Here is a 23,149-nt window from a genome sequence, read left to right on the forward strand (position 1 = left end):
AACCAACCGCTGCGTGGGGGCGCACGCCGCTGTGTTGGCCATGGTCAGCCACCCCGGCATCGAAAGTCAAGAATTTCTGACGCCCGTCATGAATAAGTTGAACGACGCTGCGTCATGGTGGTGTCGCTCAGACCTCCGGCAGGCCCACGTAGTTCTCGGCCAGGCTCGTCGCGTACGCCCGCGAGGTGGCGGCGTACCGCAGCGTCGCGGTCTGCAACCTCGCCTCGTACGGGTCGTCGTGCGCCAGCCGGTGCAGCATCGACGTCATCCACCACGAGAAGTGCTGGGCCCGCCAGACCCGGCGCAGCGCGGTGGTCGAGTAGCCTGCCAGCAGGTCGGTGCGGCCGTGGGAGTACCAGGCGGCGAACGCCTCGCCGAGCAGCGCGACGTCGGCCAGCGCCAGGTTCATGCCCTTGGCCCCGGTGGGCGGGACGATGTGCACGGCGTCCCCGGCCAGGTACAGCCGCTCCCACTGCATCGGCTCCACCACGAAACTGCGCATCGGCGTGATCGACTTCTCCAGCACCGGACCCTCGGTGAGCGACCAGCCCGGCACCGTCTCCAGCCGGACCCGCAGCTCCGCCCAGATCCGCTCGTCCGGCCACGCGGCGATGTCCTCGTCGGGGGCGACCTGGAGGTAGAGCCGGGAGATCTCCGGCGAGCGCATGCTGTAGAGGGCGAAACCCCGTTCGTGGTGGGCGTAGACGAGTTCCTCCACGGCCGGCGCGGCGGCGGCGAGCACCCCCAGCCAGGCGAACGGGTACGCCCGCTCGTAGCTGGTCAGCACCCCGTCGGGCACCGCGCCCCGGCTCACCCCGTGAAACCCGTCGCAGCCGGCCACGAAGTCGCAGCGCAGCTCCTCCTGCCGGCCGTCGCGTCGGTAGTGGACCACCGGGTCGGGGGAGTCGAGCCCGTCCAGCCGGGTCACCTCGGCGTCGAACAGGACCGTGCCGCCGGCCGCGAGGCGCGCGGCGATCAGGTCCTTGACCACCTCCTGCTGCCCGTAGACGGTGATCGCCCGCCCGGTCAGCTCGGTCATCGGCACCCGGTGCGACTCCCCGGCGAAGCGCAGCTCGATACCCTCGTGCCGCAGCCCCTCGCGGCGCAGCCGCTCGCCAAGGCCGGTGCGGCAGAGCAGGTCGACCGAGCCCTGTTCGAGCACCCCGGCGCGCAGCCGGTGCTCGACGTGCTCGCGGCTGCGGCTCTCCAGCACCACCGAGGCGATGCCCTGCCGGTGCAGCAGGTGCGACAGCATGAGGCCCGCCGGCCCGGCGCCGACGATGCCGACCTGGGTACGCATCCCGGTCCGTCCTTCCTGGACGCCGGCCCGACACCGGGGCCCGGCGGCGGGCCACCGAAAGCGTTCGCTGAGCGAACGGGTGTTCTCGTATTGAACGTTGGCACGTGGCCCGGCTCCCGTCAACGTCCTGCCCGGACGGTGGTCGCTCCGCGCCGGGTCCGATGCGGACGTTGACGGACGCCGCCGCCGGCCGTACGTTCGACATGAGCACGATGGTCCGCATGGCGAACACCGGTCCGAGGTGAGGCGGGAGGCCCATGGCGACGCTCGTCCCGCTGGCGCAGGCCGTGGCGGAACTGGTCCGCGACGGCGACGTGGTGGCCCTGGAAGGCTTCACCCACCTCATCCCGTTCGCCGCCGGTCACGAGATCATCCGCCAGCGACGGCAGGAGCTGACCCTGGTCCGGATGACCCCCGACGTCATCTACGACCAGCTCATCGGTGCCGGGTGCGCCCGCCGGCTGGTCTTCTCCTGGGGCGGCAACCCCGGCGTGGGATCGCTGCACCGGTTCCGCGACGCCGTGCAGCACTCCTGGCCGCGCCCGCTGGAGCTGGAGGAACACAGCCACGCCGGGATGGCCAACCGCTACGTGGCCGGCGCGTCCGGTCTGCCGTTCGCCGTGCTGCGCGGCTACACCGGCACCGACCTGCCCCGGCACACCGCCAACGTCAGCTCGGTCGACTGCCCCTTCACCGGCGAGACCCTCACCGCCGTGGCGGCCCTGTGCCCCGACGTGACAGTGGTGCACGCCCAACGCGCCGACCGGGCCGGCAACGTGCAGCTGTGGGGCATCACCGGCGTGCAGAAGGAGGCGGTGCTCGCCGCCCGCCGGTCGCTGGTCACCGTCGAGGAGATCGTGCCCGAACTGACCCCCGTCCCCGGGCAGGTCGTGCTGCCCGGCTGGGCCGTCACCGCCGTGGCCGAGGTGCCCGGCGGCGCCCACCCCTCCTACGCCCAGGGCTACTCGGTCCGGGACAACGACTTCTACCGCGCCTGGGACGCCGTCAGCCGGGACCGTGACACCTTCCGCGCCTGGCTCGACCGCCACGTGCACCGGGCCGGGGCGGCGGCGTGACCGCGCGGCCCGCCCCCCGCCCCGGGAGGCCGACGTGAACGGTCCGCCCCCGCCGGCCGGATGGACCGCCGACGAGATGATGACCGTCGCCGCCGCCCGGCAGCTCCGCGACGGCGCCGCCTGCTTCGTCGGGATCGGACTGCCCAGCACCGCGGCGAACCTCGCCCGTGCCACCCACGCCCCGAACCTGGTGCTCGTCTACGAGTCCGGCTGCCTCGGCGCGAAACCGGACCGGCTGCCGCTGTCCATCGGCGACGGCGTCCTCGCCGACACCGCCGACGCGGTCGTGTCGGTGCCCGAGGTGTTCAACTACTGGCTCCAGCCCGGCCGCATCGACGTCGGCTTCCTCGGCGCGGCGCAGCTCGACAGGTACGGCAACCTCAACACCACGGTCGTCGGCGACGACTACGCGACCCCGGCCGTCCGGCTGCCCGGCGCGGGCGGGGCACCGGAGATCGCCGCCTCCTGCCGCGAGGTCGTGGTGATCGTCCGACAGAACCCGCGCACCTTCACCAGCCGCGTCGACTTCGTCACCTCGGTCGGCTACGGCACGGGCCCGGGGGACCGGGAACGGCTCGGGCTACGCGGCGGCGGCCCCCGACTGGTCATCACCGACCTCGGCGTCCTGGAACCCGACCCGGTCAGCTGCGAGCTGACGCTGACCCGGCTGCACCCCGGGGTCACCCGGGAGCAGGCGCGGGCCGCCACCGGCTGGGACCTCGCCGTCGCCGAGCCGCTGACCACGAACGACCCGCCCACGGCACACGAGCTGGCGGTGCTGCGCGCGTTGCAGGCGACGGCCGAGGGGAGCCGACCATGACCGAGGACACCGCCGGCCGCGGACTGCCGCTACCGGCGTACCGGCGCGACGACGTCGACGCCCACCCGCCGCTGTTCAGCCCCGGCTACCGGTCGACAGTGACGCGCGCTCCCCGGCAACCGCTGGCCCACCTGCCGCAGCGGCTGACCGAGATCACCGGGCCGCTGCTGGGCGAGGGACGCCTCGGCGACCTCGACCACGACCTGACCCGCCAGCACGACGGGCCACCACAGGGGCAGCGGATCATCGTGCACGGCCGGGTCCGCGACGGCGACGGCCGGCCGGTGCCGCGTACGTTGGTCGAGATCTGGCAGGCCAACGCCGCAGGGCGCTACCGCCACGCCCGCGACACCTGGCCGGCCCCGATCGACCCGCACTTCGACGGGGTGGGCCGGGCGCTCACCGACGACCAGGGGCGGTACCGGTTCGTCACCGTCCAACCGGGTGCCTACCCCTGGCGCAACCACGACAACGCCTGGCGGCCGGCGCACATCCACTTCTCCCTGTTCGGCCGGGCGTTCACCCAGCGGCTGGTGACGCAGATGTACTTCCCCGGCGACCCGCTGTTCTTCCAGGATCCGGTGCTGCACTCGGTGCGCGACCCGATGGCCCGGCAACGCCTGGTCGCCAGGTACGACCACGCCGCCACGCAGCCCGAGTGGGCACTGGCCTACGCCTTCGACATCGTGCTGCGGGGCCGGGAGGGCACCCCCTTCGAGGACGGGGACGACGATGAGTGACCGGCTGGGCGTCACCCCGGCGCAGACCGTCGGGCCGTACCTGAGCATCGGCCTGCACTGGCCCGACGGCCCGTACGTCGTCCCCGAGGGCACCCCCGGCGCGTTCTGGATCCGGGGCCGGATCGTCGACGGCACCGGGGAACCCGTGGTCGACGCGCTGGTGGAGAGCTGGCAGGCCGACCCGGACGGCCGGTTCGACCATCCCGACGACCCGCGCGGGGCCCGGCCGCCGCGGCTCGCGGGGTTCCGGGGGTTCGGGCGCAGCGAGACCGACGACCAGGGGTGCTACCGGTTGCTGACGGTCCGGCCGGGGCCGCTGCCCGACCCGGACGGCGGCACCGAGGCCCCGCACCTGACCCTCTCGGTGCTCGGCCGGGGGCTGCTGCACCGCCTGGTGACCCGGCTCTACTTCCCCGACGAGCCGACGGCCAACGCCGTCGACCCGGTGCTGAACAGCGTGGAGGCCGACCGCCGGGGCACGCTGCTGGCCAGCGCCGCACCGGACGGCTTCCGCTTCGACATCCACCTCCAGGGCGACCGTGAGACCGTCTTCTTCGCCGTCTGACGGCCTGCTCACCGGCCTGTCCGGCAGCCCGGAGGTGGACGCGGAACTCGACGATCCGGCTCTGCTGCGGGCGCTGCTCGACGCGGAGGCCGCGCTGGCCCGGGCCGGGACGGACGCCGGAGTCCTGCCCGCCCCGGCGGCCGACGCGATCGTCACCGCGTGCCACCCCGACCGGTACGACCCGGCGGCGCTGGGCCGGGCCGCCGACGCCGCCGGGAACCCGGTCGTCCCCCTCGTGCGGGAGTTGACCGCCGCCGTGCCCGCCCCGGCCCGCCCCTGGGTGCACCTCGGGGCGACCAGCCAGGACATCCTGGACACCGCACTGAGCCTGCTGGCCGTCCGGGCGCTCGGTGCGCTGCGCCGGCACCTCGACGACGCCGTCGCCGTCGCCGCCCGGCTCGCCGACACCCACCGTGACACCGTGCTGGCCGCCCGGACCCTCGGCCAGCAGGCGGCACCCACCACCTTCGGGCTCAAGGCCGCCGGCTGGCTGACCGGTCTGGCGCAGGCCCGCGACCGGCTCCGGCAGGCCGGCGACGGGCAGCCGGCGCAACTCGGCGGCGCGGTCGGCACCCTCGCCGTGCTCGGCCCGGCCGCCACCGACGTCGCCGCCCGGTTCGCCGCGCACCTGGGGCTGCCCGCGAGCGCGCTGCCCTGGCACACCCAGCGGCAGCCCCGCCTCGATCTGGCCGCCGCCCTCGGTGGCCTGCTCGCGGCCACCGGCAAGATCGCACTCGACGTCGGGCTGCTCGCCCAGACCGAGGTCGGTGAGGTGGCCGAGGGCGGCGTCGGCCGGGGCGGATCCTCGGCCCTGCCGCACAAGCGCAACCCGGTCGACGCGATCCTGATCGGGGCCGCCGCACGCCGCGGCCCCGGCCTCGTCGCCACCCTGTTCGCCGCGGCCGTGCAGGAGCACGAACGGGCCGTCGGCGGCTGGCACGCCGAGTGGGAGCCGCTGCGCGACCTGCTGCACCTGGCCGGCGGCGGCACCGCCCGGTGCGCCCGGCTGCTGACCGGGCTGCGGGTCGATCCCGTACGGATGCGGGCGAACCTCGACGCCACCGGCGGGCGGGTGCTCGCCGAGGCCGTCGCCGCCCGGCTGGCCCCCGCCGTCGGCCGCGACGTCGCGCACGACCTGGTCGCCCGGGCCGCCGCCGCACCCGCGTTCCGCGCCGCGCTGCTCGCCGATCCGCAGATCCGTGCCCACCTGTCCGGGACGGAGATCGACGAGGCGCTCGACCCGGACCGGTGGCTCGGGTCGGCCGGCCGGTTCGTCGACGCCGCGCTGACCGCCGCCCGGGGCGCCGGGTCGTGACCTCCCGGCTGCACCTCACCGTCGACGGCCCGCCCACCGCGCCGGTGCTGCTGCTCGGCAGTTCCCTCGGCACCACCGGCGCGATGTGGGAACCCCAGGTCACGGCGCTCGCCGAACGGTTCCGGGTGATCCGGTACGACCACCTGGGCCACGGCCGCTCGGCGACACCGGCCGGGCCGTACACCGTCGACCTGCTGGGCCGGGAGGTGCTGCGGACGCTGGACCACCTCGACGTGCCGTGGGTCCACTACGCGGGGCTGTCCCTCGGCGGCATGGTCGGCATGTGGCTCGCCGTCCACGCGCCCGACCGGGTGCGTCGGCTCGCCCTGCTCTGCACGGCGGCGTGGCTCGGCCCGCCCGGGCCGTGGCGGGAGCGGGCGGCCACGGTCCGCTCCGGTGGCCTGCCGCCGGTCGCCGACGCGGTGGTGGCCCGCTGGTTCACCCCGACGTTCGCCGCCGCCCGCCCGGACCTGGTGGCCGGCTACCGCGCGATGCTGACCGCGACCTCCCCGGCCGGCTACGCGGCCTGCTGCGAGGCGATCGCCGCCCTGGATCTGCGCCCCGACCTGGGCCGGATCGGTGTGCCGACGCTTGTCGTCGCGGGCGCGGACGACCCGGCGATCCCCGTCGGGCACGCCCGGGAGATCGTCGACCGGGTCCCCGGGGCGCGGCTGGTCGTCCTCGACGCGGCGGCCCACCTGGCCAACGTCGAGCGACCCGGGCAGGTGGGCCGACTCCTGCGGGGACACTTCGAGCAGACGGGCGGATGATGGACGACCGCGAACGGCACGAGGCCGGCATGACCGTACGCCGGCAGGTGCTCGGTGACGCGCACGTCGACCGCGCGGTCGCCGGCACCGACGCCTTCACCGCCGACTTCCAGGACTTCATCACCCGCTACGCCTGGGGGGAGGTGTGGACCCGGCCCGGCCTCGACCGGCGTACCCGCAGCTGCATCACCCTCGCGGTGCTCGCCGCCCTGCGCCACGAGGAGGAGTTGGCGATGCACGTGCGGGCCGCGCTGGGCAACGGGCTGACCGAGCAGGAGGTGGCGGAGGTCCTGCTCCAGGTGGGCGTCTACGCTGGCGTACCGGCGGCGAACCGGGCGTTCACGGTGGCCCGGGAGGCCCTGCGGCGGGAGGCTGGGTGAGGTGGGCGGTCAGACGGCACGGTCACCGGAGTTCGTGCAGTCGCTGGAGCGTGGGCTCGCGGTGATCCGGGCGTTCGACGCCGAGCATCCGCAGCTCACCCTGAGCGACGTGGCCCGCCGCACCGGGCTGACCCGGGCCGCGGCCCGGCGGTTCCTGCTCACCCTGGTCGAGCTGGGCTACGTGCACACCGACGGCCGGCTGTTCTCGCTGCGGGCGCGGATCCTCGCCCTCGGCTACGCCTACCTGTCCGGCCTGGGCCTGCCCGAGATCGCCCAACCGCACATGGAGGCGCTGGTCGCGCAGGTGCACGAGTCCTGCTCGGTGTCGGTGCTCGACGGCGACGAGGTGGTCTACGTCGCCCGGGTGCCCACCCGACGGATCATGACGGTGGGGATCAGCGTCGGCACCCGGTTCCCGGCGTACGCCACGTCGATGGGGCGGGTGCTGCTCGCCGCCCAACCGGCTGACCGGCTGACCGACTACCTCGCCACCGCGCGGCTGCACCCCATGACCCGACGTACGATCACCGACCCGGTGAAGTTGCGGGCCGTCCTGACGAAGATCGCCGCCCAGGGGTACGCGATCGTGGACCAGGAACTGGAGGAGGGCTTGCGGTCGCTGGCCGCGCCGATCCACGGCCCGCACGGGTCGGTGGTGGCGGCGGTGAACCTGTCCGCGCACGCCTCGCGGGGGTCGTTCGAGCTGATCCGGCGCGAGTTGCTCCCGCCGCTGCTGGCCACCGCCAGGCGGATCGAGGAGGATCTGCGCGGGGCATGAGCCCCGGGCCTCCTCACTGGACCCGGTAGAGCCGGCTCGCCGGGTCCACGACGGCGGTCAGCAGCCGGCCGGGCACGAGTCCCGGGTCGTCGGGCCGGACCGTGTCCGCCTCGAAGGGGGCGAAGCCGGGCCCGCTGATCCGCAGGTGCAGGTCGAGCTCCGGGCTCTCCCCGCCGAGGTGGTGCGCCACGGTGAGGATCTCGGCGGTGGCGGCGACCCCGGTGGCGTCGAGCCGGCGGGCGTCGCTGCGGGACCGGTCGACCACCCGCCAGCCGAAGACACCGAAGCCGACCCCGACGATCGTGGTGAACACCCCGCCGGCGACGAGCCCCCAGCGCTCCCCGGGTGACACCGGCAGGTCGCCTGTCACGTCGGCGGCGAGCAGGACCGGTCCGGGCAGGCAGATGGCCACGAAGAGCAGCCGGCAGAGCAGCGCACCGACCGGCCCGATGCGGGTCTCCGCCTCCCGGGGTGCGCTGGTCATGCCGGCACCCTAGAGCACGGCGCGGCGGGCCGGTACCCGGTATCGGCCCGCCGCACCGGGCGACCCGCCCGTGCGGCGGGCGCGACGGTCAGCTTCCGGTGCAGGTGGCGGTGGCTCCGGTGATCCCGAACTCCCGCAGCATCGCGATCACCGCCGCCGACGGCAGGTCGGCAGCCGCCGGGTCGAGGTACTCGCCGAGCAGGGTGGCCAGCAGGTGCTGCGGGCTCGACCCGAGCGGGGCCCGGGGGGCGCGGACGTCGGGGACGGGATGTTCGGCGCTCACCCCGACAGATTGTCGCACCACCGTACGGTCGACGCCGCCGACCGGCCCACCCGTGAGGCCGCCGGGCCGCCCGCCGGCGCGACGGTCCCGGTGGCCCACGGTGGGGCGGTCAGTGGCCCATGACCAGGTCCATCACCTCGCTGCGCAGCTTGCCGAACAGGGGTTCCTGCTTGGTGAGGATCTGGTCGCGGTCGCGGGGCAGCGGCACGTCCACGGTCGCCTTCACCGTCGACGGGCCCTTGCTGAGCACCACCACCCGGTCGGAGAGGTAGACGGCCTCGTCGATGTCGTGGGTGATGAACAGGACGGACTTGTTCCACTCCCGCCACACCCGCAGGGTGAGGTCCTCCAGGCTGATTCGGGTCTGCGCGTCGACCGAGGCGAACGGCTCGTCCATCAGCAGGATCTTCGGTTTGTTGATCAGCGCGCGGGCGATCGCGACCCGCTGCTGCATGCCGCCGGAGAGCTGCCACGGGTACTTGCCGATCACCGAACGGGGCAGCCCGACGGCCTCCAGCAGGCTGTCCACCGCGCTGGCCACGGTGGCCCGGCTCGCCCCGGTGCGGCGCAGCGGCAGCCCGATGTTGCGTTCGACGGTCAGCCACGGGAACAGCGAGCGGCTGTAGTCCTGGAACACGATCGCCATGTCCTCGGACGGGCCGTCGCCGATGGTCTCGCCGAACGACCGGACCTCGCCGGTGCTGGGCCGCATCAGCCCCGAGATGCAGTTCAGCAACGTGGTCTTGCCGCTGCCGGAGGGCCCGACGATGGAGACGAACTCGCCCGCGTGCACCTCCAGGTCGACCTGTTCGATCGCCAGGTGGTCGACCCCGTTCGTGGTGTACGTCTTGGACAGTCCCGCCACGACCAGCGCGGCCGAGGTGTTCTCCGGGTCGCTCATGCCGATCTCCCTACCGTCGGTCGCCCGCGGAGCGCCCACCGCTCGTACAGGCCGAAGAGTGCGTTGAACAGGATGCCGATCGCGCACGCCATCACCACCCCGGCGAACATCCGGGGGGTGTCGAACTTCTGCTGCTGGAGCAGGATCTGGTAGCCGACCCCCGAGGTGGAGGCGTACAGCTCGGAGCTGACCATCAGGACCACCGCGATGCCCAGGCTGACCCGTGCGCCGGCCAGGATGCGCGGCAGCGCCGCCGGGAGCACGACGAACCGGAAGCGGTCCACCCGCCGCAACCCGATCGCCCGGGCGCTGTTGAGGGCCAGCCGGTCGACGTTGGCCACCCCGTCCATCGTGTTGAACACGACCGGCCAGATCGAGCCGAACGCGATGACGAAGATGGGCATCCGGTCGTTGATCCCGAGCAGCACGATCGCGATCGGGATGAGCACCACCGCGGGGGTGGCGACGCCGAGGCGCACCACAGGCGCGCACAGCCACTCCAGGCGTTGGCTGCGGCCCAGCGCCACCCCGACCAGGGTGCCCACCGACACCGCCAGGGCGTAGCCGACGAGCAGCCGGAACATGCTCGCGCCGACGTCCGCGACGAACGCGTCGGAGGCGAACAGCCGGTGCGCCGGCCCGCTCCACCACAGGTCGACGAACGCGCCGGCCACCCGGCTCGGCGGCGGGGTGAACGACGAGTCCCGCCAGCGCAGCAGCACCTCGGCCACGAGCACCAGGGCGAGCACGAGCCACGTGTAGGACAACACTCGGATGAGGAACCTGCGCACTGTCTACTCCTGCCCGGACGGACGCCAGCGGATGACGCGTCGCTCGGTGAGCTGGGCGGCGATGTTGAGCACCATGCCGGTGATGCTGACCGCGAGCACCCCGGCGTAGACCGCGTCGGCCCGTTGCGCCTCCTGGTAGCTGACGAGCACGGTGCCGACGCCGGTGGTGGCCCCGAGCAGCTCCGCGCTCAGGGTCACCACGAAGGCGATACCGGTGGCGATGCGGATGCCGGTCACGACGTACGGCAGGGTGGTCGGCAGCAGCACCCGGCGCATCGTCTCGACCCGGCCGAACTTCAGCGCCTGGGCCACCCGCAGCGCCAGCGGTTCGACGCTACGTACCCCGTAGATGGTGTTGACCAGGACGATCCAGAAGACCGAGAAGGTCACCACCGAGATCTTCATCTGCGGGCCCAGCCCGATCAGGACGATCGCCGCCGGGATCAGCGTCACCACCGGCATCGCCCGCCCGATGTCGATCACCAGGGAACTCGCCCGGGCCAGCGGTTCGAGGTAGCCGATCAGCAGGCCCAGCGGGATGCTGATGACCACCGCGAGGCCGAGGCTGACCGCCCAGGTGGCGAGCGTGTCGAGGTACTCCCGGACGAAGTCGGCGTCCCCGAGCAGGTTGCCGAACGCCCGCCCGACGGCGACCGGGCCGGGCAGCCCGGAGGCGGGCACCACCCCGGCGGCGGCGACGGCGGCCCAGCCGGCGACCAGCAGGCCGAGGCCCGCCGCCCCCCAGATCACCGGTTGGCCGCGCCGCAGCGCGGTGCGGACGGCGCCCATCAAGCCGACTCGTGGACGAGGCCGGAGGTGTCGACCTTCGTGCTGATCGCGCCGAACTCGTGGGCGAGGTCGGCCATCTTCTGCAACGCCGCCCGGTCCACCTCGCTGGACAGTTCCTCGAACTGGCTGGCCCGGATCGCCTCGACTGTCGTCTTGCCGAAGTCGGCGGCCATCTGCTGCCACTCCGCCTCGTTGGCCGGGTCCTTGATCTGGCGCAGCGACTCGTCCATGGCGGCCCGGAACTTCGCGATCCGGTCGGCGTTGCCGGCGACGAACTTCTCCGAGGCGACGTAGTCGGCGTAGTTGATCCGCCCCTGCACGTCGGCGTACGGCTCGCCGAGCCAGACCGCGCCGCCCTCGCGGACCAGGGTCTGGCCGATCGCCCCGCTGGCGTTGATCGCGTCGACCGCGCCACCCTTCAACGAGGTGGCCATCTGCGCGCTCGGGATGTTCACATACTTGATCTTCTTGTCGTCGCAGCCGGCCTTGCGGACGGCGGCGCTGGTGTAGACCTGGCCGGGGCCGTTGAGTTCGGTGACCCCGACGGTCTTGCCGACCAGGTCGCAGTAGGTCTTCGCGCCGCTCTTCGTACTGGCGAAGACGCCCCGGCTGCGGGTCGGGTCCGGCGGGGTGGGGTTGAAGTACGCACCCATGACGATCTTGACCTTCACCCCCTGCGAGGCGGCCACGATGGCTCCCCAGCCGCCGGAGAAGGCCAGGTCGACCTGGCCGGAGTCGGCGGCGGCGACGGCGGACGACGCGGAGGCGAGGGTGACCGGCTCCACGGCGATGCCGTGCTTGGCGAAGAGGCCCTTCTTCAACGCCCAGACCAGGGTGATCTCGTTGGGGAAGCCGATCTGGGTGACCTTCAGCGGTTCCCCCAGCGAGGCGTCGGCGGGGGCGTCCGACCCGCCGTCGGAGAAGCAGCCGGACAGGGCGAGCGCGCTGACGGTGGCCAGCGCGACGGCCAGCCGTCCGCGCCGGGTCGGTCCACCGTGGTGTCGACGGTCCGGGCTGCGGTCGGGCCCGCGACGGGGTCCTTCGGCGGCCCGATCTCCCGGGGTGCGCGCCTTCGAGTCCACAAAGAAGAAAACCATGGGGATGTCCTCCAGTGAGTTGACAGGCATCCCGAACGGGTGGCCGGACCAGCCCGCACGGACGCCGACGCCACGGAGGCCGCCGACGGAGGGCCGGTGCGGTGCGCCGTGGTCGCTGACGGGACCTGATGGGGGATGAGGAGGGTGCGGCGACGCCTGACCGGTGTCGCCGATCGGACGCGGTGGGTGACGCGGGCCGGTGTCGCCAGGAGTTCACGACAGGCAGCGGGATGACCGGCGCCTCGGTCACGGGCACGAGGAAGGGTGGCGACCGTGCCGACGGTGGAGCTGCGTTGACGGGTGACCGGAATCCTCTATGCGAGATGTCATCTTGTCAAGTGATTCAGATTGGTTCCTGGTCCGCGTTCGCGCACCTCGCGGCCGGTGTCGTGTCGTCACGACGGCGGTGCTGTGGGGTTGACAGCACCTGCATGATGGGTAAATCTATCGCTATCCGAGATGGCGTCTCTCTTTTTGATACAGACTGCCCCGGCCGACGACCCGCACGAGCATCACCGCGACCCGGGCGCAGGAAAACTGGCGAACGAACAGCGAGGTTCAGCCGTGACCAACCAGCAGGACGTGGACGTGACGATCACCGGCCGGGCCGTGCCGGGATCCGACCGGATACTGACCCCGGAGGCGGTGGCCTTCCTCGCCGGACTGCACCGCCGCTTCGGGGCCCGACGCGACGACCTCATGGCGCTGCGCGCCGCCCGGCAGGCCGAGCTGGACGCCGGGGCCGTACTCGACTTCCTCCCCGAGACCGCGCACGTGCGCGACGCGGACTGGCGGGTCGCGCCCCCGGCCCCCGGCCTGGTGGACCGCCGGGTCGAGATCACCGGTCCCACCGACCGCAAGATGACGATCAACGCGCTGAACTCCGGCGCCAAGGTCTGGCTCGCCGACTTCGAGGACGCCATCACCCCCACCTGGGACAACGTCATCTCAGGCCAGCTCAACCTCGTCGACGCGCTGGACCGCACCATCGACTTCAGCACCCCCGACGGCAGGTCCTACACCCTCGGCGACGACCCCGCGACCATCGTCGTCCGGCCCCGGGGGTGGCACCTGGACGAGAAGCACCTGCGCGTCGACGGGCGCCCGGTGGCCGGCGCGCTCGTCGACTTCGGGCTCTACTTCTTCCACTGCGCCAGGCGGCAGCTCGACGCCGGCCGGGGTCCCTACTTCTACCTGCCGAAGCTGGAGAGCCACCGGGAAGCCCGACTGTGGAACGACATCTTCGTCTGGGCCCAGCAGGAACTCGGCATCCCGCAGGGCACCGTCCGGGCCACCGTGCTGATCGAGACCATCCCGGCGGCGTTCGAGATGGACGAGATCCTCTACGAGCTGCGGGAGCACTCGGCCGGACTGAACGCCGGCCGGTGGGACTACCTGTTCAGCATCATCAAGAAGCACCGCAACCGGGGGGCCGACTTCGTCCTGCCCGACCGCAACTCGGTCACCATGACCGCGCCGTTCATGCAGGCGTACTGCGAACTGCTGGTGCGGACCTGCCACCGGCGCGGCGCCCACGCCATCGGCGGCATGGCGGCCTTCATCCCCAGCCGCCGCGACGACCAGGTGAACGCCACTGCCCTGGCCAAGGTCCGGGAGGACAAGACCCGTGAGGCGACGATCGGGTTCGACGGGTCGTGGGTGGCGCACCCCGACCTCGTCCCGCTGTGCCGGGAGGTCTTCGACGGCTTCCTGGCCGACGCGCCGCACCAGCTCGACCGCACCCGCGACGACGTCAAGGTCGACGCCGCCGCGCTGCTCGACGTGCGGTCGGCCGGCGGGCAGGTCACCGAGGCCGGACTGCGCAACAACGTCAGCGCCGCGCTCCAGTACCTCGCGGCCTGGCTCGGCGGCCTGGGCGCGGTCGCGATCTTCAACCTGATGGAGGACGCCGCCACCGCCGAGATCGCCCGCTCCCAGGTGTGGCAGTGGGTGCACAACGACGTGCCGCTCGCCGACGGGCGTCCGATCACCCGGGACCTGGTCGAGCAGGTGATCACCGAGGAGATCGACACGATCGCCGCCGCCCGAGGCCCGGCGTTCGACGCCGCCGGCTACGCCGCCGCCCGGGACCTCTTCGTCGAGGTGAGCCTGGCCGACGAGTTCGTCGAGTTCCTCACCCTGCCCGCCTACGCACGGATGTCGTGAACAGTCATCGAGGAAAGGATCCGAAGTGGTCGAGATCGTGGGTGGCCCCGCGGCATGGCGGGGACCGGAGATCGTGGACAGTCCGGAATGGAAGATCGAACTGACCGACGCGCACGTCGCCGAACTCATGGCGGCCCTGGCCGCCGTGGACCGGCCCGACGTCGGGCTGCGGGACGTCACGAAGGAGAACTTCGTGCTGCCCACGCTCGCCCCGGTGCTGTCGGGCGTGGTCGACGAACTGGTCGATGGTCGCGGCTTCGTCCTGGTGCGCGGGGTGCCGGTCGAGCGGCTGACCGAACGGCAGGCCGAGCTGATGTACTGGGGCATCGGGCTGCACGTCGGCATCCCGATCCACCAGAAGACCGAGGACGACCTGCTCATCCACATCCGGGACCAGGGCGTCGACCGTAACGACCCGCTGGTGCGCGGCTTCCAGACCAGCGCCCGGCTCGACTACCACGCCGACTCCTCCGACGTGGTGGGGCTGCTGTGCATCCGCCCCGCCATGTCCGGTGGGGTCAGCACGATCGTCAGCGCGGTCGCGGTCCACGACGAGATCGTCCGCCGCCGCCCCGACCTGGCCGAGGTGCTGTACGCCGACTGGTGGCACGACCGCCGCTCGGGCAACGGCCCGGAGAGCTTCTTCCAGTGCCCGATCTTCGGCCGCAACGACGACGGCAAACTGTTCGCGCACTACGGCCGCGCGTACATCGAGTCGGCTCCCCGGGGCGAGGGCGTGCCCGACCTCACCCCCGCCCAGATCGAGGCGATGGACCTGCTCGACGAACTCGACAACTCCGACGAGTTCGTGCTCAACATGAACTTCGCCCCCGGCGACATCCAGTTCCTCAACAACTACACCATCATGCACGCGCGCACCGACTACCAGGACTATCCGGAGCCGGAACGCAAGCGGGACCTGATCCGGCTGTGGCTGGTCATCGACCGTGACCTCGGCCTGCCGCCGGCCTTCGACGCCGGGGGCATCGTGCCCCGCGCGGTCGCGCTGGCCCGGTGACCCCGCCGCCCACCACGGCCGGCAGGCATCCGGCGGCCGGCCGTGGTGGGCGGGCCGGCCCCGCGCGGCCACCCCCGCCCGGCTCACCGACCGTGCGTCGGTCGGCCTCGCAGCGGCCCGTCCGGCCCGTGACATGATGACGTCATGGCGAAGCAGCAGGACGTCGACCGGCCCGACCGGCAGGGCGGGGCGGGTACCCGCCCGCCCACGGCGATGGACGGCGACGTCGACGCCCGGCTCCGCCTCGCGCAGGACCCGGGCGCCACCCACCTGACCCTGATCGACCTGGCCGCCGACCCGTCGCCTGTGGTCCGCCGGGCGGTCGCCACCCGGGCCGATGCGCCCGCCCAGGCGTTGCGCCCGCTCACCCGCGACCGTGACCGGGACGTCCGGGAGGCGGTGGCGCGCAACCCCGCCACCTCGATCGCCAACCTGCTGCGCCTGGTCAGGGATGCCGACCGGTGGGTCCGCTGGGCGGTCGCCGGCAACCCGGCCTGCGACGCGTCGGTGCGCCGGGCGATGGCACAGACCGCCGACAAGGAGCTGCGGGGCCTGCTCGCCGAGTCACGCGACCTGGAGCCGGAGCTGGCGGTGCGGCTGGTCGACGACGTCTCACCCGAGGTGCGGGAACGCCTCGCCACCCACACCCACGACCCGGACGTGATGACCACGCTGCTGGCCGACCGCACGGCCCGGGTGCGCAGGGGGTTGGCGCGCAATCCGCGGACCACCGCCGAGCACCGTCGCGCCCTCGCCCAGGACCCGGTGCCTGACGTCCGCGCCGCGCTGGTGGCCGCCGTCGCGCTCGACGAGACCGACCTGCGTCCCCTGGTCGACGACCGGTCGGCGCAGGTGCGGATGGCGGTGGCGACGTCGGAACTCGTCCCGGCGCACCTGCGGCGCGTGCTTACCGACGACCCGGACGAGCTGGTCGCCGCCGCGGCCCGCGAGTTCCGCCCCGGTGCCACGACGTCCCCGGTGGTACGCGCCCCGCGCGTCGGCCACCGCACCGCCGGGCCGGACCGGGCCCGGTCGAACGACCCCCGACGCTGAGTCCGCCCACGTACGGCAGGTGTCGCCGCGGGGCTTCCGCCCGGCCCGAGGGTGCGCGACACTTCTCGGGCGGATCGATCGGGGTGGCTCCCTTCGCTTCCTTCCGACCGGACGGTAGCATTGTCTGGCTGTATCGCGGACAGGGAGGCCATTCATGGCGCGTGCGACGTCCCGACCGGAGTCGACCCGACGCCGGCAACGCTGGCCCGACGGGTACGACCCGGAGAACACCCGCAACTCGTTGATCACGAGCGCGTTGGGGTTGATCGAGCAACGGGGCTTCGACCGCACCTCGGTGCAGGAGATCGCCGACCAGGCGCAGCTCACCAAGGGTGCCTTCTACCACCACTTCGCCAGCAAGGACGACCTGCTGCGGCACATCCAGGAGGAGTACCTGGAGGCGCAGCTCGCCGCGATCCAGAAGATCGAGGCCGACAGCGACGACCCGACCGTGCGGGTACGCGAGCTGATCCGCTTCAGCCTCACCAGCGTGGCCGAGTACCGGGCCCACGTGACGATCTTCTACCAGGAGCGGCGCTACCTCTCCGGTGACCTGTTCGCCGAGGTGACCCGCAAGCGGGGCCTGGTGGAGGCGGCGTTCGCCGGGATGATCGCCGACGGGGTGGCCCGGGGGGCGTTCCGCGCGGACGTCGACCCGCGCATCGCCACCTTCGGGCTGGTCGGCATGTGCGCCTGGGCGTACCAGTGGCTCAACGTCGGCGGACCGCTCAGCGTCGACGAGGTGGCCCGCCAGTTCAGCGCGATGGTGCTGGAGGGTCTGACCGCCTGATTCCCGCCGGGCCGCGCCGGGGCCCCCTCTCCGGCGGTCAGTTCTTGAGGAGTTGGCGGGCCATGACGATGCGTTGGACCTGGTTGGTGCCTTCGTAGATTTGGGTGATCTTGGCGTCGCGCATCATGCGTTCGACGGGGTAGTCGCGGGTGTAGCCGTAGCCGCCGAGCAACTGCACCGCGTCGGTGGTGATCTCCATGGCGGCGTCGGAGGCGAAGCACTTGGCCGCGGCGCCGAAGTAGGTCAGGTCGGCGTCACCGCGTTCGGACTTCCCGGCCGCCGTGTACGTCAACTGTCGGGCGGCTTCGAGTTTCATGCCCATGTCGGCGAGCATGAACTGCACGCCCTGGAACTCGGCGACCGGTTTGCCGAACTGTTGGCGTTCCTGGACGTAGCCCTTGGCGTAGTCGAGGGCGCCCTGAGCGATCCCGACGGCCTGGGCGGCGATGGTGACCCGGGTGTGGTCGAGGGTGCGCATGGCGGTGCCGAAGCCGGTGCCGGGGTCGCCGATGATCCGGTCGGCCGGGATGCGCACGTTGTCGAGGTAGACCTCGCGGGTGGGGGAGCCCTTGATCCCGAGTTTCTTCTCCGGGGCGCCGAAGCTGACCCCGGGGTCGGACTTCTCCACCACGAACGCGGAGATGCCCCGGGAGCGGGCCGCCGGGTCGGTGACGGCGAACACGGTGTAGAACTCCGAGACTCCGGCGTTGGTGATCCACCGTTTCACGCCGTTGAGGACCCAGTGGTCCCCGTCGCGGACGGCCCGGGTGGTCATCGACGCCGCGTCACTGCCGGCCTCGGGCTCGGACAGGCAGTACGAGAACATCGCCTCCCCCGCCGCCACCGGCGTCAGGTACCGCCGCTTCAACTCCTCCGACCCGGCCAGCAGCAACGGCATCGTGCCCAGCTTGTTCACCGCCGGGATCAGCGACGACGAGGCGCAGGCGCGGGCCACCTCCTCGATGACGATCGCGGTGGCCAGAGCGTCCGCACCCGCGCCGCCGTACTCCACGGGGACGTGCGGGGCGTGGAAATCGGCGGCACGCAACGCCTCGTACGACGACCTGGGAAACTCCCCCGTCTCGTCGGCCTCGGCCGCGTACGGGGCCACCTTGGCGGCACAGACCTCACGGACCGCCTCACGGACCGCGTCGTGCTCCTCGGGCAACCGGTACGCCTCGAACACCACAAACCCCCTCGTCGGAACCGCCGGCCAGCAAAATACCATCCGGTCGGTATGTTGGGCACCCCTTGAGTTGTCCGGGCCCGACGTGTTAGATACCCACCAGTCGGAATGTGGGAGGTCGGATGACCCGCGCGGTCCGGGCAGGCATGGACTTCGTCTCCGCGCTCGACCGGGGCAGCCTCGGCGGCCTCGCCCGGTTGTGCGCCCCCGACGCGACCTGGTGGGTGGACACCGGCCCGGACCGTCGCGGCGGGGACCCGGCGCTCGCCCCGCACGGCAGCGGACGCTTCCCCCTGCACGGCCTCATGCGGATGGACGACAAACTGGCGCTGATGCGGTCCCTCGGCCCGCACGAGTTCCCCACCGGCTGCCGGCAGATCCCCCGCCGGATCGTCGCCGGGGACGACACCTGCGTCATCGAGGTCGAAGGGTACGGCGTCCACGCCAGCGGACGGGAGTACGCCAACCGCTACGGCTTCGTCGTCGACGTGGACCGGGCGGGGGTGATCGTCGCGGTACGGGAGTACCTCGACACCGCCCACGCACAGCACGTCGTGGGCGACGATGCCCCCGTACCCCGCAGCAGCCTCGACGACCAGCCGCACCACGACCCGCCCGACCCGGTCGACGCGCCCCCGGCGCTGGCGACCGCGCTGGCGATGTGGCCGGCCCTCGCCCGGGGCGACCTCGACACGTTCGGCGCGCTCTTCACCCCCGACGCCACCTGGTGGACCGACTCCGGCCGCCGCCGCGACCTCGGCCGGCACCACGGCCGGGGCGACCTCGACGGCCCGTTGCACGGCCGGGTCGCGATGAGCGGAAAACTCGCCGCGATGCGAGACCGACTGGCCGGCGGAACCTACGCGTCCCCCGGGATCGCGGTGACCCCCGACCGGTGGATCGTCGACGACACCCTCGTCGCTGTCGAGGCCCACGGACACGCCCTCCTCGGCGACGGCACCCGCTACCAGAACCGCTACCTCTGGATCGTCGACGTCCGACCCGGCGGCATCGCCGAGGTCCGCGAGTACTGCGACACCCTGCACGTCACCGACCTGCTGGGCGTCGCCCCGGAGGCCGACCGATGACCCTGCCGTTCACCGACCTCAACCACGTGCTGACCACCACCCGGTCGGTCCGGCTCCGCCTCGACTACGACCGCCCGGTGCCCCTCGACCTCGTCGGCGAGTGCCTCCAACTCGCCGTGCAGGCACCCACCGGCGGCGGCGCCGAGGACTGGCGCTGGCTCGTCGTCGGCGACCCGGCGCTCAAGGCCGAACTGGCGACGCTCTACCACGCCGCCTACCGCACCTACGTGCACGAGCCGCTGCACAGCGCGGCGGGCACCGGCAACGACCTGGTCCGGGGCCGCCTCGGCGGCGTCGACCCGGACGGCACGGTCAGCGCCCGCACCGCCCGCATCCTCGCCGGGGCCGAACACCTCGCGCAGCACATCGGACGGGCCCCGTACCTGGTCATCCCGTGCGCGACCCGGCCCGATCCGGCCACCGGCGGCCCCGGCACCAACTCCGCCCTCTACGGGTCGCTCTATCCGGCGATCTGGCAGTTCAACCTGGCGCTGCGGGCACGCGGCCTGGGCACCGTCATCACCACCCTGCACCTGCACCACGCCGCCGCCGTCGCCACGCTGCTCGGCATCCCCGACGGCGCGGTGCAGATCACCATGCTGCCGGTCGCCTACACCATCGGCACCGACTTCAGGGTCGCGGCCCGCCGACCCGTGCACCGCGTCAGCTACCTCGACCGGTGGGGGACGCCGTTGCCCTACCGGGACAAGCCCGTCGACCGACTCACCGGAGAGGACCACCGATGACCGGCGCAGTGATCACCGACATCGACGAGGTGCTGACCACCACCCGCGCGGTGCGCCACCGGCTGGACTTCGACCGGCCCGTCGGCCGCGCCGTCGTCGAGGAGTGCCTGCGCCTCGCGCAGCAGGCGCCGATGGGCTCCAACCTGGAGGACTGGCGGATCGTCGCGGTCGACGACCCGGCACTCAAACGGGAACTGTCCACCCTGTACACCGAGATCTGGGACGCCACCGTCGCCCGTCCGCTGGCCGACGGCGAGGCGGCCACCACCACCCGGCTGTCGCCCGGCGTGCGGGCCGACCCGCAGGCCCAGGCCCGGCAGCAGCGGGTCCTCGCCGCCGTCAAGCATCTCGTCGACCACCTGGCGCAGGTGCCCGTCCTGGTCGTGCTGTGCAGCACCAAACCGGTCCCCGAACGGCCCGTCGGCGGCACCGCCTCCGGCTACTACGGGTCGATCTTCCCGTTCGCCTGGTCGTTCCAGCTCGCCCTGCGCTCGCGTGGCCTCGGCTCGGTGCTGGCCACCGCCCTGGCCCACCGGGCCACCCGGGTACGCGAGGTGCTCGGCCTGCCCGACGACTGGCGACCGGTCACCCTCGTCCCGGTCGCCTACACCCGGGGCCTGGACTTCCGCCCCGCGGCCCGTGCCGACCTCGCCGACGTGGCGTTCTGGAACGGGCCCACCGAACCGGCCGGATCGGCGGGCCGGTGAGAGCCGCCCACGTCCGCACCCCCAGCGCCGCCGACCCGGTCGGCGCGCTGCTCGTCGGCGACCTGGACCCCCCGGCGGCGTCACCGGGCTGGGTGGAGGTCGACGTCCGGGCCGGCGCGCTGAACATGCACGACCTGTGGACGCTGCGCGGCATCGGCACCAGCGGGCACGACGGGCCCCGGGTCATCGGCAGCGACGCGGCAGGCGTCGCAGCAGGCCGCGAGGTGATCGTCTACCCGGTTCTGCCCACCGCGCCCACCGGTCGGACCGTCCCGCACGCCACCCTGCTGCCCGACGCCGGCCACGGCGTGCTCGCCGAGCGGATCGTCGTCCCGGCGGCGCATCTCGTCGCCAAGCCCGCCGGGTTGAGCTGGGCCGAGGCCGCCAGCCTCCCGACCGCCTGGCTCACCGCGTACCGGATGCTGTTCACCCGGGCGGCGGTCGGCCCCGGACGGATCGTGCTGGTGCAGGGCGCGGGTGGCGGGGTGGCGACCGCCGCGATCAGCCTCGCCGTGGCCGCCGGCGCGACCGTCATGGTCACCTCCCGCTCGGCGGCCAAACGGGAACGGGCGCTCGCCCTTGGCGCGGCCGTCGCCCTGGACGGCGGCGCGCGGACCCCGGAGCTGGCCGACATCGTGGTGGAGACCGTCGGAGCGGCAACCTTCGCCCACTCGACCCGCGCGACCCGGGCCGGCGGCACCATCGTGGTGTGCGGCGGCACCAGCGGCTTCACCGCCGAGCTGGACCTGCCGCGGCTGTTCGCCCGGGAGATCAGCGTGCACGGCGCGACCATGGGCACCCTCGACGAGTTCGTGGCGCTGGTCGGGTTCGTCGACACCCACCGTGTTCGGCCCGTCGTCGACAGCGTCGTCGACCTCGCCGACATCCGTACGCAGGCGGGCCGGATGCTGGCCGGCACCGCGTTCGGCAAGCTCTGCGTGAGCCTGACGTGACCTCCGTGGTGCTGACCCGGCGCGGGGCCGCCCTCTGGGCGCGCATTGACCGGCCCGGCGTCGGCAACGCATGCGACAGCACGGTGCTGGCCGGTCTCGAACGGTGGCTCGCCGCCGCGACCGACCCGGGCGTACGGGTGCTCGTGCTCACCGGCACCGGCCGCAGCTTCTGCGCCGGGGCCGACCTCGCCGAGGCCACCGGTCTGCTCGGCGACCTGCCCGCGCTGCTGGCCCACCTCGACCGGGGCCGCCGCCTGGTCCGCGCCATCCGGGCGGCCCGGGTGCCCACCGTCGCCGCGGTCAACGGGGCGGCCTTCGGTGGCGGCCTCGAACTGCTGCTCGCCTGCGACATCGCGGTCGCCGCCGACAGCGCCCGGCTCGGCGACCGGCACCTCGCCGTCGGTCAGGTCCCCGGGTGGGGGTCAAGCGTCCTGCTGCCCCTCGCCGTCGGCCCGGCGCTCGCCCGACGCCTGCTGCTCACGGGGGAGACCTGGTCGGCCGAGGAGTCCGTACGCCGGGGACTGGTCAGTGCCGCCGTCGCCGACGACCTGCTCGTCGGACACGTCGACGCGCTGGCCGGGGCGGTCGCGGCCCGCGACCCGGCGGCGGTCCGCCGGATGCTCACCGTCGCCCGTCCGCCGGACGCCGAGGCGGACTGGGACCGGGAGTGGGAGACCCTCACCGCGCACGTCACGGCCCAGGCGGCGGCCCGTGCCGCAGCCACGTCCCCGCCCGTCCGGCGTACCCCCGGGACGCCGACCCGACCCGACACCCTGGACCGACCACCCGGAACGGAGCACCCCCGATGCGCACCATGAGACGGACGACCGTCGACACCCCGACCGACCTGCTGGGGCTGGTCGGCACGGAGCTGGGCGTCAGCGCGCCGCAGGTGGTGACGCAGCGGCAGGTCGACCAGTTCGCCGACGTCACCGGGGACCACCAGTGGATCCACGTCGACGTCGAACGGGCCCGGTCCGGGCCGTTCGGCGGCACCGTCGTGCACGGGTTCCTGACCCTGGCCCTCGTCCCGTGCCTGCTCGCCGACATCCTGGAGGTGCGGACCTTCTCGATGGGGGTCAACTACGGCCTCGACCGGGTCCGGTTCGTCAGGCCGCTGCCGCCGGGGGTCGAGATCCAGGGCAGCGCGTCGCTCGTCGCGGCCACCGCGATCACCGCGCCGGGCCCGGAGGCCACCCCCGGGGTGCAGGCCAAGGCGTCGGTGGCGGTGGAGTTCGTCGACACGTCGCAGCCCTGCTGCGTGGCGGAGATCCTGTTCCGCTACTACGCCTGAGCAGGGGGACGGTCGCCCGGCGTCGGTCGTGACCCGCCCGACGCCGGGCCGGCGGTCAC

The 23,149-nt window shown here is 73.2% G+C and carries 26 protein-coding genes; 18 read left to right on the plus strand and 8 right to left on the minus strand.

The window, feature by feature from the left end:
* Positions 1-127: 127 nt before the first annotated feature.
* Complete coding sequence (locus Q2K16_RS01985; protein ID WP_302743239.1) at positions 128-1,300, minus strand: 4-hydroxybenzoate 3-monooxygenase; 1,173 nt, start codon at positions 1,298-1,300, stop codon at positions 128-130.
* 257 nt (positions 1,301-1,557) lie between these two features.
* Between Q2K16_RS01985 and Q2K16_RS01990 the strand changes: the two genes are divergently transcribed.
* The 8 genes from Q2K16_RS01990 to Q2K16_RS02025 are packed head-to-tail and all read left to right on the plus strand — an operon-like array spanning position 1,558 to position 7,744.
* Positions 1,558-2,376: a CoA transferase subunit A gene (locus Q2K16_RS01990; RefSeq protein WP_302743240.1), complete on the plus strand. Its 819-nt coding sequence runs from the start codon at positions 1,558-1,560 to the stop codon at positions 2,374-2,376.
* Positions 2,377-2,410: 34 nt separating this feature from the next.
* A complete protein-coding gene (locus tag Q2K16_RS01995; protein ID WP_302743241.1) occupies positions 2,411-3,196 on the plus strand; it encodes a CoA-transferase subunit beta in 786 nt (261 codons plus the stop codon).
* The gene (pcaH, locus tag Q2K16_RS02000; protein ID WP_302743242.1) at positions 3,193-3,936 is read left to right on the plus strand and encodes a protocatechuate 3,4-dioxygenase subunit beta; all 744 of its coding nucleotides are present in this window, start codon (positions 3,193-3,195) and stop codon (positions 3,934-3,936) included. Before Q2K16_RS01995 ends, pcaH begins: the two co-directional genes overlap by 4 nt.
* Entirely contained in the window at positions 3,929-4,501 is a 573-nt protein-coding gene (gene pcaG, locus Q2K16_RS02005; protein ID WP_302743243.1) for a protocatechuate 3,4-dioxygenase subunit alpha, read from the plus strand. The genes pcaH and pcaG overlap by 8 nt, the downstream gene beginning before the upstream one ends.
* Entirely contained in the window at positions 4,476-5,816 is a 1,341-nt protein-coding gene (pcaB, locus tag Q2K16_RS02010) for a 3-carboxy-cis,cis-muconate cycloisomerase (RefSeq protein WP_302743244.1), read from the plus strand. Before pcaG ends, pcaB begins: the two co-directional genes overlap by 26 nt.
* Entirely contained in the window at positions 5,813-6,586 is a 774-nt protein-coding gene (gene pcaD, locus Q2K16_RS02015; RefSeq protein ID WP_302743245.1) for a 3-oxoadipate enol-lactonase, read from the plus strand. The genes pcaB and pcaD overlap by 4 nt, the downstream gene beginning before the upstream one ends.
* Complete coding sequence (gene pcaC / locus Q2K16_RS02020) at positions 6,583-6,966, plus strand: 4-carboxymuconolactone decarboxylase (protein WP_240762200.1); 384 nt, start codon at positions 6,583-6,585, stop codon at positions 6,964-6,966. The genes pcaD and pcaC overlap by 4 nt, the downstream gene beginning before the upstream one ends.
* Position 6,967: 1 nt before the next feature.
* On the plus strand, positions 6,968-7,744 hold the full coding sequence (locus tag Q2K16_RS02025) for an IclR family transcriptional regulator (protein ID WP_302743246.1): 777 nt from the start codon (positions 6,968-6,970) through the stop codon (positions 7,742-7,744).
* 13 nt (positions 7,745-7,757) lie between these two features.
* Here the strand turns inward: Q2K16_RS02025 and Q2K16_RS02030 are convergent, their stop codons facing one another.
* The 6 genes from Q2K16_RS02030 to Q2K16_RS02055 all read right to left on the minus strand — a co-directional run bounded on the left by Q2K16_RS02030 (position 7,758) and on the right by Q2K16_RS02055 (position 12,089).
* Positions 7,758-8,228, minus strand: coding sequence for a hypothetical protein (locus Q2K16_RS02030; protein ID WP_088642635.1), 471 nt, complete (start codon positions 8,226-8,228; stop codon positions 7,758-7,760).
* Positions 8,229-8,316: 88 nt separating this feature from the next.
* Positions 8,317-8,511, minus strand: a complete 195-nt coding sequence (locus Q2K16_RS02035) for a hypothetical protein (RefSeq protein ID WP_302743247.1) — start codon at positions 8,509-8,511, stop codon at positions 8,317-8,319.
* Positions 8,512-8,620: 109 nt separating this feature from the next.
* Entirely contained in the window at positions 8,621-9,412 is a 792-nt protein-coding gene (locus tag Q2K16_RS02040) for an ABC transporter ATP-binding protein (protein WP_302743248.1), read from the minus strand.
* A complete protein-coding gene (locus Q2K16_RS02045) occupies positions 9,409-10,203 on the minus strand; it encodes an ABC transporter permease (protein WP_302743249.1) in 795 nt (264 codons plus the stop codon). Before Q2K16_RS02045 ends, Q2K16_RS02040 begins: the two co-directional genes overlap by 4 nt.
* A gap of 3 nt (positions 10,204-10,206) precedes the next feature.
* Positions 10,207-10,992 (minus strand): ABC transporter permease, encoded by a 786-nt coding sequence (locus Q2K16_RS02050; RefSeq protein ID WP_302743250.1) that lies wholly within the window; start codon positions 10,990-10,992, stop codon positions 10,207-10,209.
* Positions 10,992-12,089: an ABC transporter substrate-binding protein gene (locus Q2K16_RS02055; RefSeq protein ID WP_302743251.1), complete on the minus strand. Its 1,098-nt coding sequence runs from the start codon at positions 12,087-12,089 to the stop codon at positions 10,992-10,994. Before Q2K16_RS02055 ends, Q2K16_RS02050 begins: the two co-directional genes overlap by 1 nt.
* Positions 12,090-12,671: 582 nt before the next feature.
* Here Q2K16_RS02055 and aceB point away from each other — a divergent pair.
* From aceB to Q2K16_RS02075, 4 genes are all read left to right on the plus strand, one after another.
* Positions 12,672-14,255 (plus strand): malate synthase A, encoded by a 1,584-nt coding sequence (aceB, locus tag Q2K16_RS02060; protein ID WP_302746342.1) that lies wholly within the window; start codon positions 12,672-12,674, stop codon positions 14,253-14,255.
* 73 nt (positions 14,256-14,328) lie between these two features.
* Positions 14,329-15,273, plus strand: coding sequence for a TauD/TfdA family dioxygenase (locus Q2K16_RS02065; protein WP_302743252.1), 945 nt, complete (start codon positions 14,329-14,331; stop codon positions 15,271-15,273).
* A gap of 144 nt (positions 15,274-15,417) precedes the next feature.
* On the plus strand, positions 15,418-16,326 hold the full coding sequence (locus Q2K16_RS02070) for a hypothetical protein (protein ID WP_302743253.1): 909 nt from the start codon (positions 15,418-15,420) through the stop codon (positions 16,324-16,326).
* 154 nt (positions 16,327-16,480) lie between these two features.
* Positions 16,481-17,116, plus strand: coding sequence for a TetR/AcrR family transcriptional regulator (locus Q2K16_RS02075; RefSeq protein WP_204926564.1), 636 nt, complete (start codon positions 16,481-16,483; stop codon positions 17,114-17,116).
* Between the two features lie 37 nt (positions 17,117-17,153).
* On the opposite strand, the gene Q2K16_RS02080 is transcribed toward Q2K16_RS02075, so the two are convergent.
* The gene (locus tag Q2K16_RS02080) at positions 17,154-18,302 is read right to left on the minus strand and encodes an acyl-CoA dehydrogenase family protein (protein WP_302746343.1); all 1,149 of its coding nucleotides are present in this window, start codon (positions 18,300-18,302) and stop codon (positions 17,154-17,156) included.
* Between the two features lie 122 nt (positions 18,303-18,424).
* On the opposite strand from Q2K16_RS02080, the gene Q2K16_RS02085 reads away from it, so the two are divergent.
* The 6 genes from Q2K16_RS02085 to Q2K16_RS02110 are packed head-to-tail and all read left to right on the plus strand — an operon-like array spanning position 18,425 to position 23,090.
* Positions 18,425-19,390, plus strand: a complete 966-nt coding sequence (locus tag Q2K16_RS02085; protein WP_302743254.1) for a nuclear transport factor 2 family protein — start codon at positions 18,425-18,427, stop codon at positions 19,388-19,390.
* Complete coding sequence (locus Q2K16_RS02090; protein WP_302743255.1) at positions 19,387-20,136, plus strand: nitroreductase family protein; 750 nt, start codon at positions 19,387-19,389, stop codon at positions 20,134-20,136. The genes Q2K16_RS02085 and Q2K16_RS02090 overlap by 4 nt, the downstream gene beginning before the upstream one ends.
* Positions 20,133-20,843, plus strand: a complete 711-nt coding sequence (locus Q2K16_RS02095) for a nitroreductase family protein (RefSeq protein WP_302743256.1) — start codon at positions 20,133-20,135, stop codon at positions 20,841-20,843. The genes Q2K16_RS02090 and Q2K16_RS02095 overlap by 4 nt, the downstream gene beginning before the upstream one ends.
* The gene (locus Q2K16_RS02100) at positions 20,840-21,796 is read left to right on the plus strand and encodes a zinc-binding dehydrogenase (protein WP_302743257.1); all 957 of its coding nucleotides are present in this window, start codon (positions 20,840-20,842) and stop codon (positions 21,794-21,796) included. Before Q2K16_RS02095 ends, Q2K16_RS02100 begins: the two co-directional genes overlap by 4 nt.
* On the plus strand, positions 21,793-22,614 hold the full coding sequence (locus Q2K16_RS02105) for an enoyl-CoA hydratase/isomerase family protein (protein WP_302743258.1): 822 nt from the start codon (positions 21,793-21,795) through the stop codon (positions 22,612-22,614). Before Q2K16_RS02100 ends, Q2K16_RS02105 begins: the two co-directional genes overlap by 4 nt.
* On the plus strand, positions 22,602-23,090 hold the full coding sequence (locus Q2K16_RS02110) for a MaoC family dehydratase (RefSeq protein WP_302743259.1): 489 nt from the start codon (positions 22,602-22,604) through the stop codon (positions 23,088-23,090). The genes Q2K16_RS02105 and Q2K16_RS02110 overlap by 13 nt, the downstream gene beginning before the upstream one ends.
* Positions 23,091-23,149 lie beyond the last annotated feature (59 nt).

Source organism: Micromonospora cynarisoli (genome assembly GCF_030518815.1).
In the GTDB taxonomy this organism is placed as follows: Bacteria; Actinomycetota; Actinomycetes; order Mycobacteriales; family Micromonosporaceae; genus Micromonospora; species Micromonospora wenchangensis.

Bases quoted from the DNA above. Each gene is read 5' to 3' on its own strand.
- Q2K16_RS01985 (WP_302743239.1), bottom strand. From the start codon at position 1,300: ATGCGTACCCAGGTCGGCATCGTCGGCGCCGGGCCGGCGGGCCTCATG.
- Q2K16_RS01990 (WP_302743240.1), top strand. From the start codon at position 1,558: ATGGCGACGCTCGTCCCGCTGGCGCAGGCCGTGGCGGAACTGGTCCGC.
- pcaH (WP_302743242.1), top strand. From the start codon at position 3,193: ATGACCGAGGACACCGCCGGCCGCGGACTGCCGCTACCGGCGTACCGG.
- pcaG (WP_302743243.1), top strand. From the start codon at position 3,929: ATGAGTGACCGGCTGGGCGTCACCCCGGCGCAGACCGTCGGGCCGTAC.
- pcaC (WP_240762200.1), top strand. From the start codon at position 6,583: ATGATGGACGACCGCGAACGGCACGAGGCCGGCATGACCGTACGCCGG.
- Q2K16_RS02030 (WP_088642635.1), bottom strand. From the start codon at position 8,228: ATGACCAGCGCACCCCGGGAGGCGGAGACCCGCATCGGGCCGGTCGGT.
- Q2K16_RS02040 (WP_302743248.1), bottom strand. From the start codon at position 9,412: ATGAGCGACCCGGAGAACACCTCGGCCGCGCTGGTCGTGGCGGGACTG.
- Q2K16_RS02050 (WP_302743250.1), bottom strand. From the start codon at position 10,992: ATGGGCGCCGTCCGCACCGCGCTGCGGCGCGGCCAACCGGTGATCTGG.
- Q2K16_RS02055 (WP_302743251.1), bottom strand. From the start codon at position 12,089: ATGGTTTTCTTCTTTGTGGACTCGAAGGCGCGCACCCCGGGAGATCGG.
- Q2K16_RS02070 (WP_302743253.1), top strand. From the start codon at position 15,418: ATGGCGAAGCAGCAGGACGTCGACCGGCCCGACCGGCAGGGCGGGGCG.
- Q2K16_RS02075 (WP_204926564.1), top strand. From the start codon at position 16,481: ATGGCGCGTGCGACGTCCCGACCGGAGTCGACCCGACGCCGGCAACGC.
- Q2K16_RS02085 (WP_302743254.1), top strand. From the start codon at position 18,425: ATGACCCGCGCGGTCCGGGCAGGCATGGACTTCGTCTCCGCGCTCGAC.
- Q2K16_RS02090 (WP_302743255.1), top strand. From the start codon at position 19,387: ATGACCCTGCCGTTCACCGACCTCAACCACGTGCTGACCACCACCCGG.
- Q2K16_RS02095 (WP_302743256.1), top strand. From the start codon at position 20,133: ATGACCGGCGCAGTGATCACCGACATCGACGAGGTGCTGACCACCACC.
- Q2K16_RS02110 (WP_302743259.1), top strand. From the start codon at position 22,602: ATGCGCACCATGAGACGGACGACCGTCGACACCCCGACCGACCTGCTG.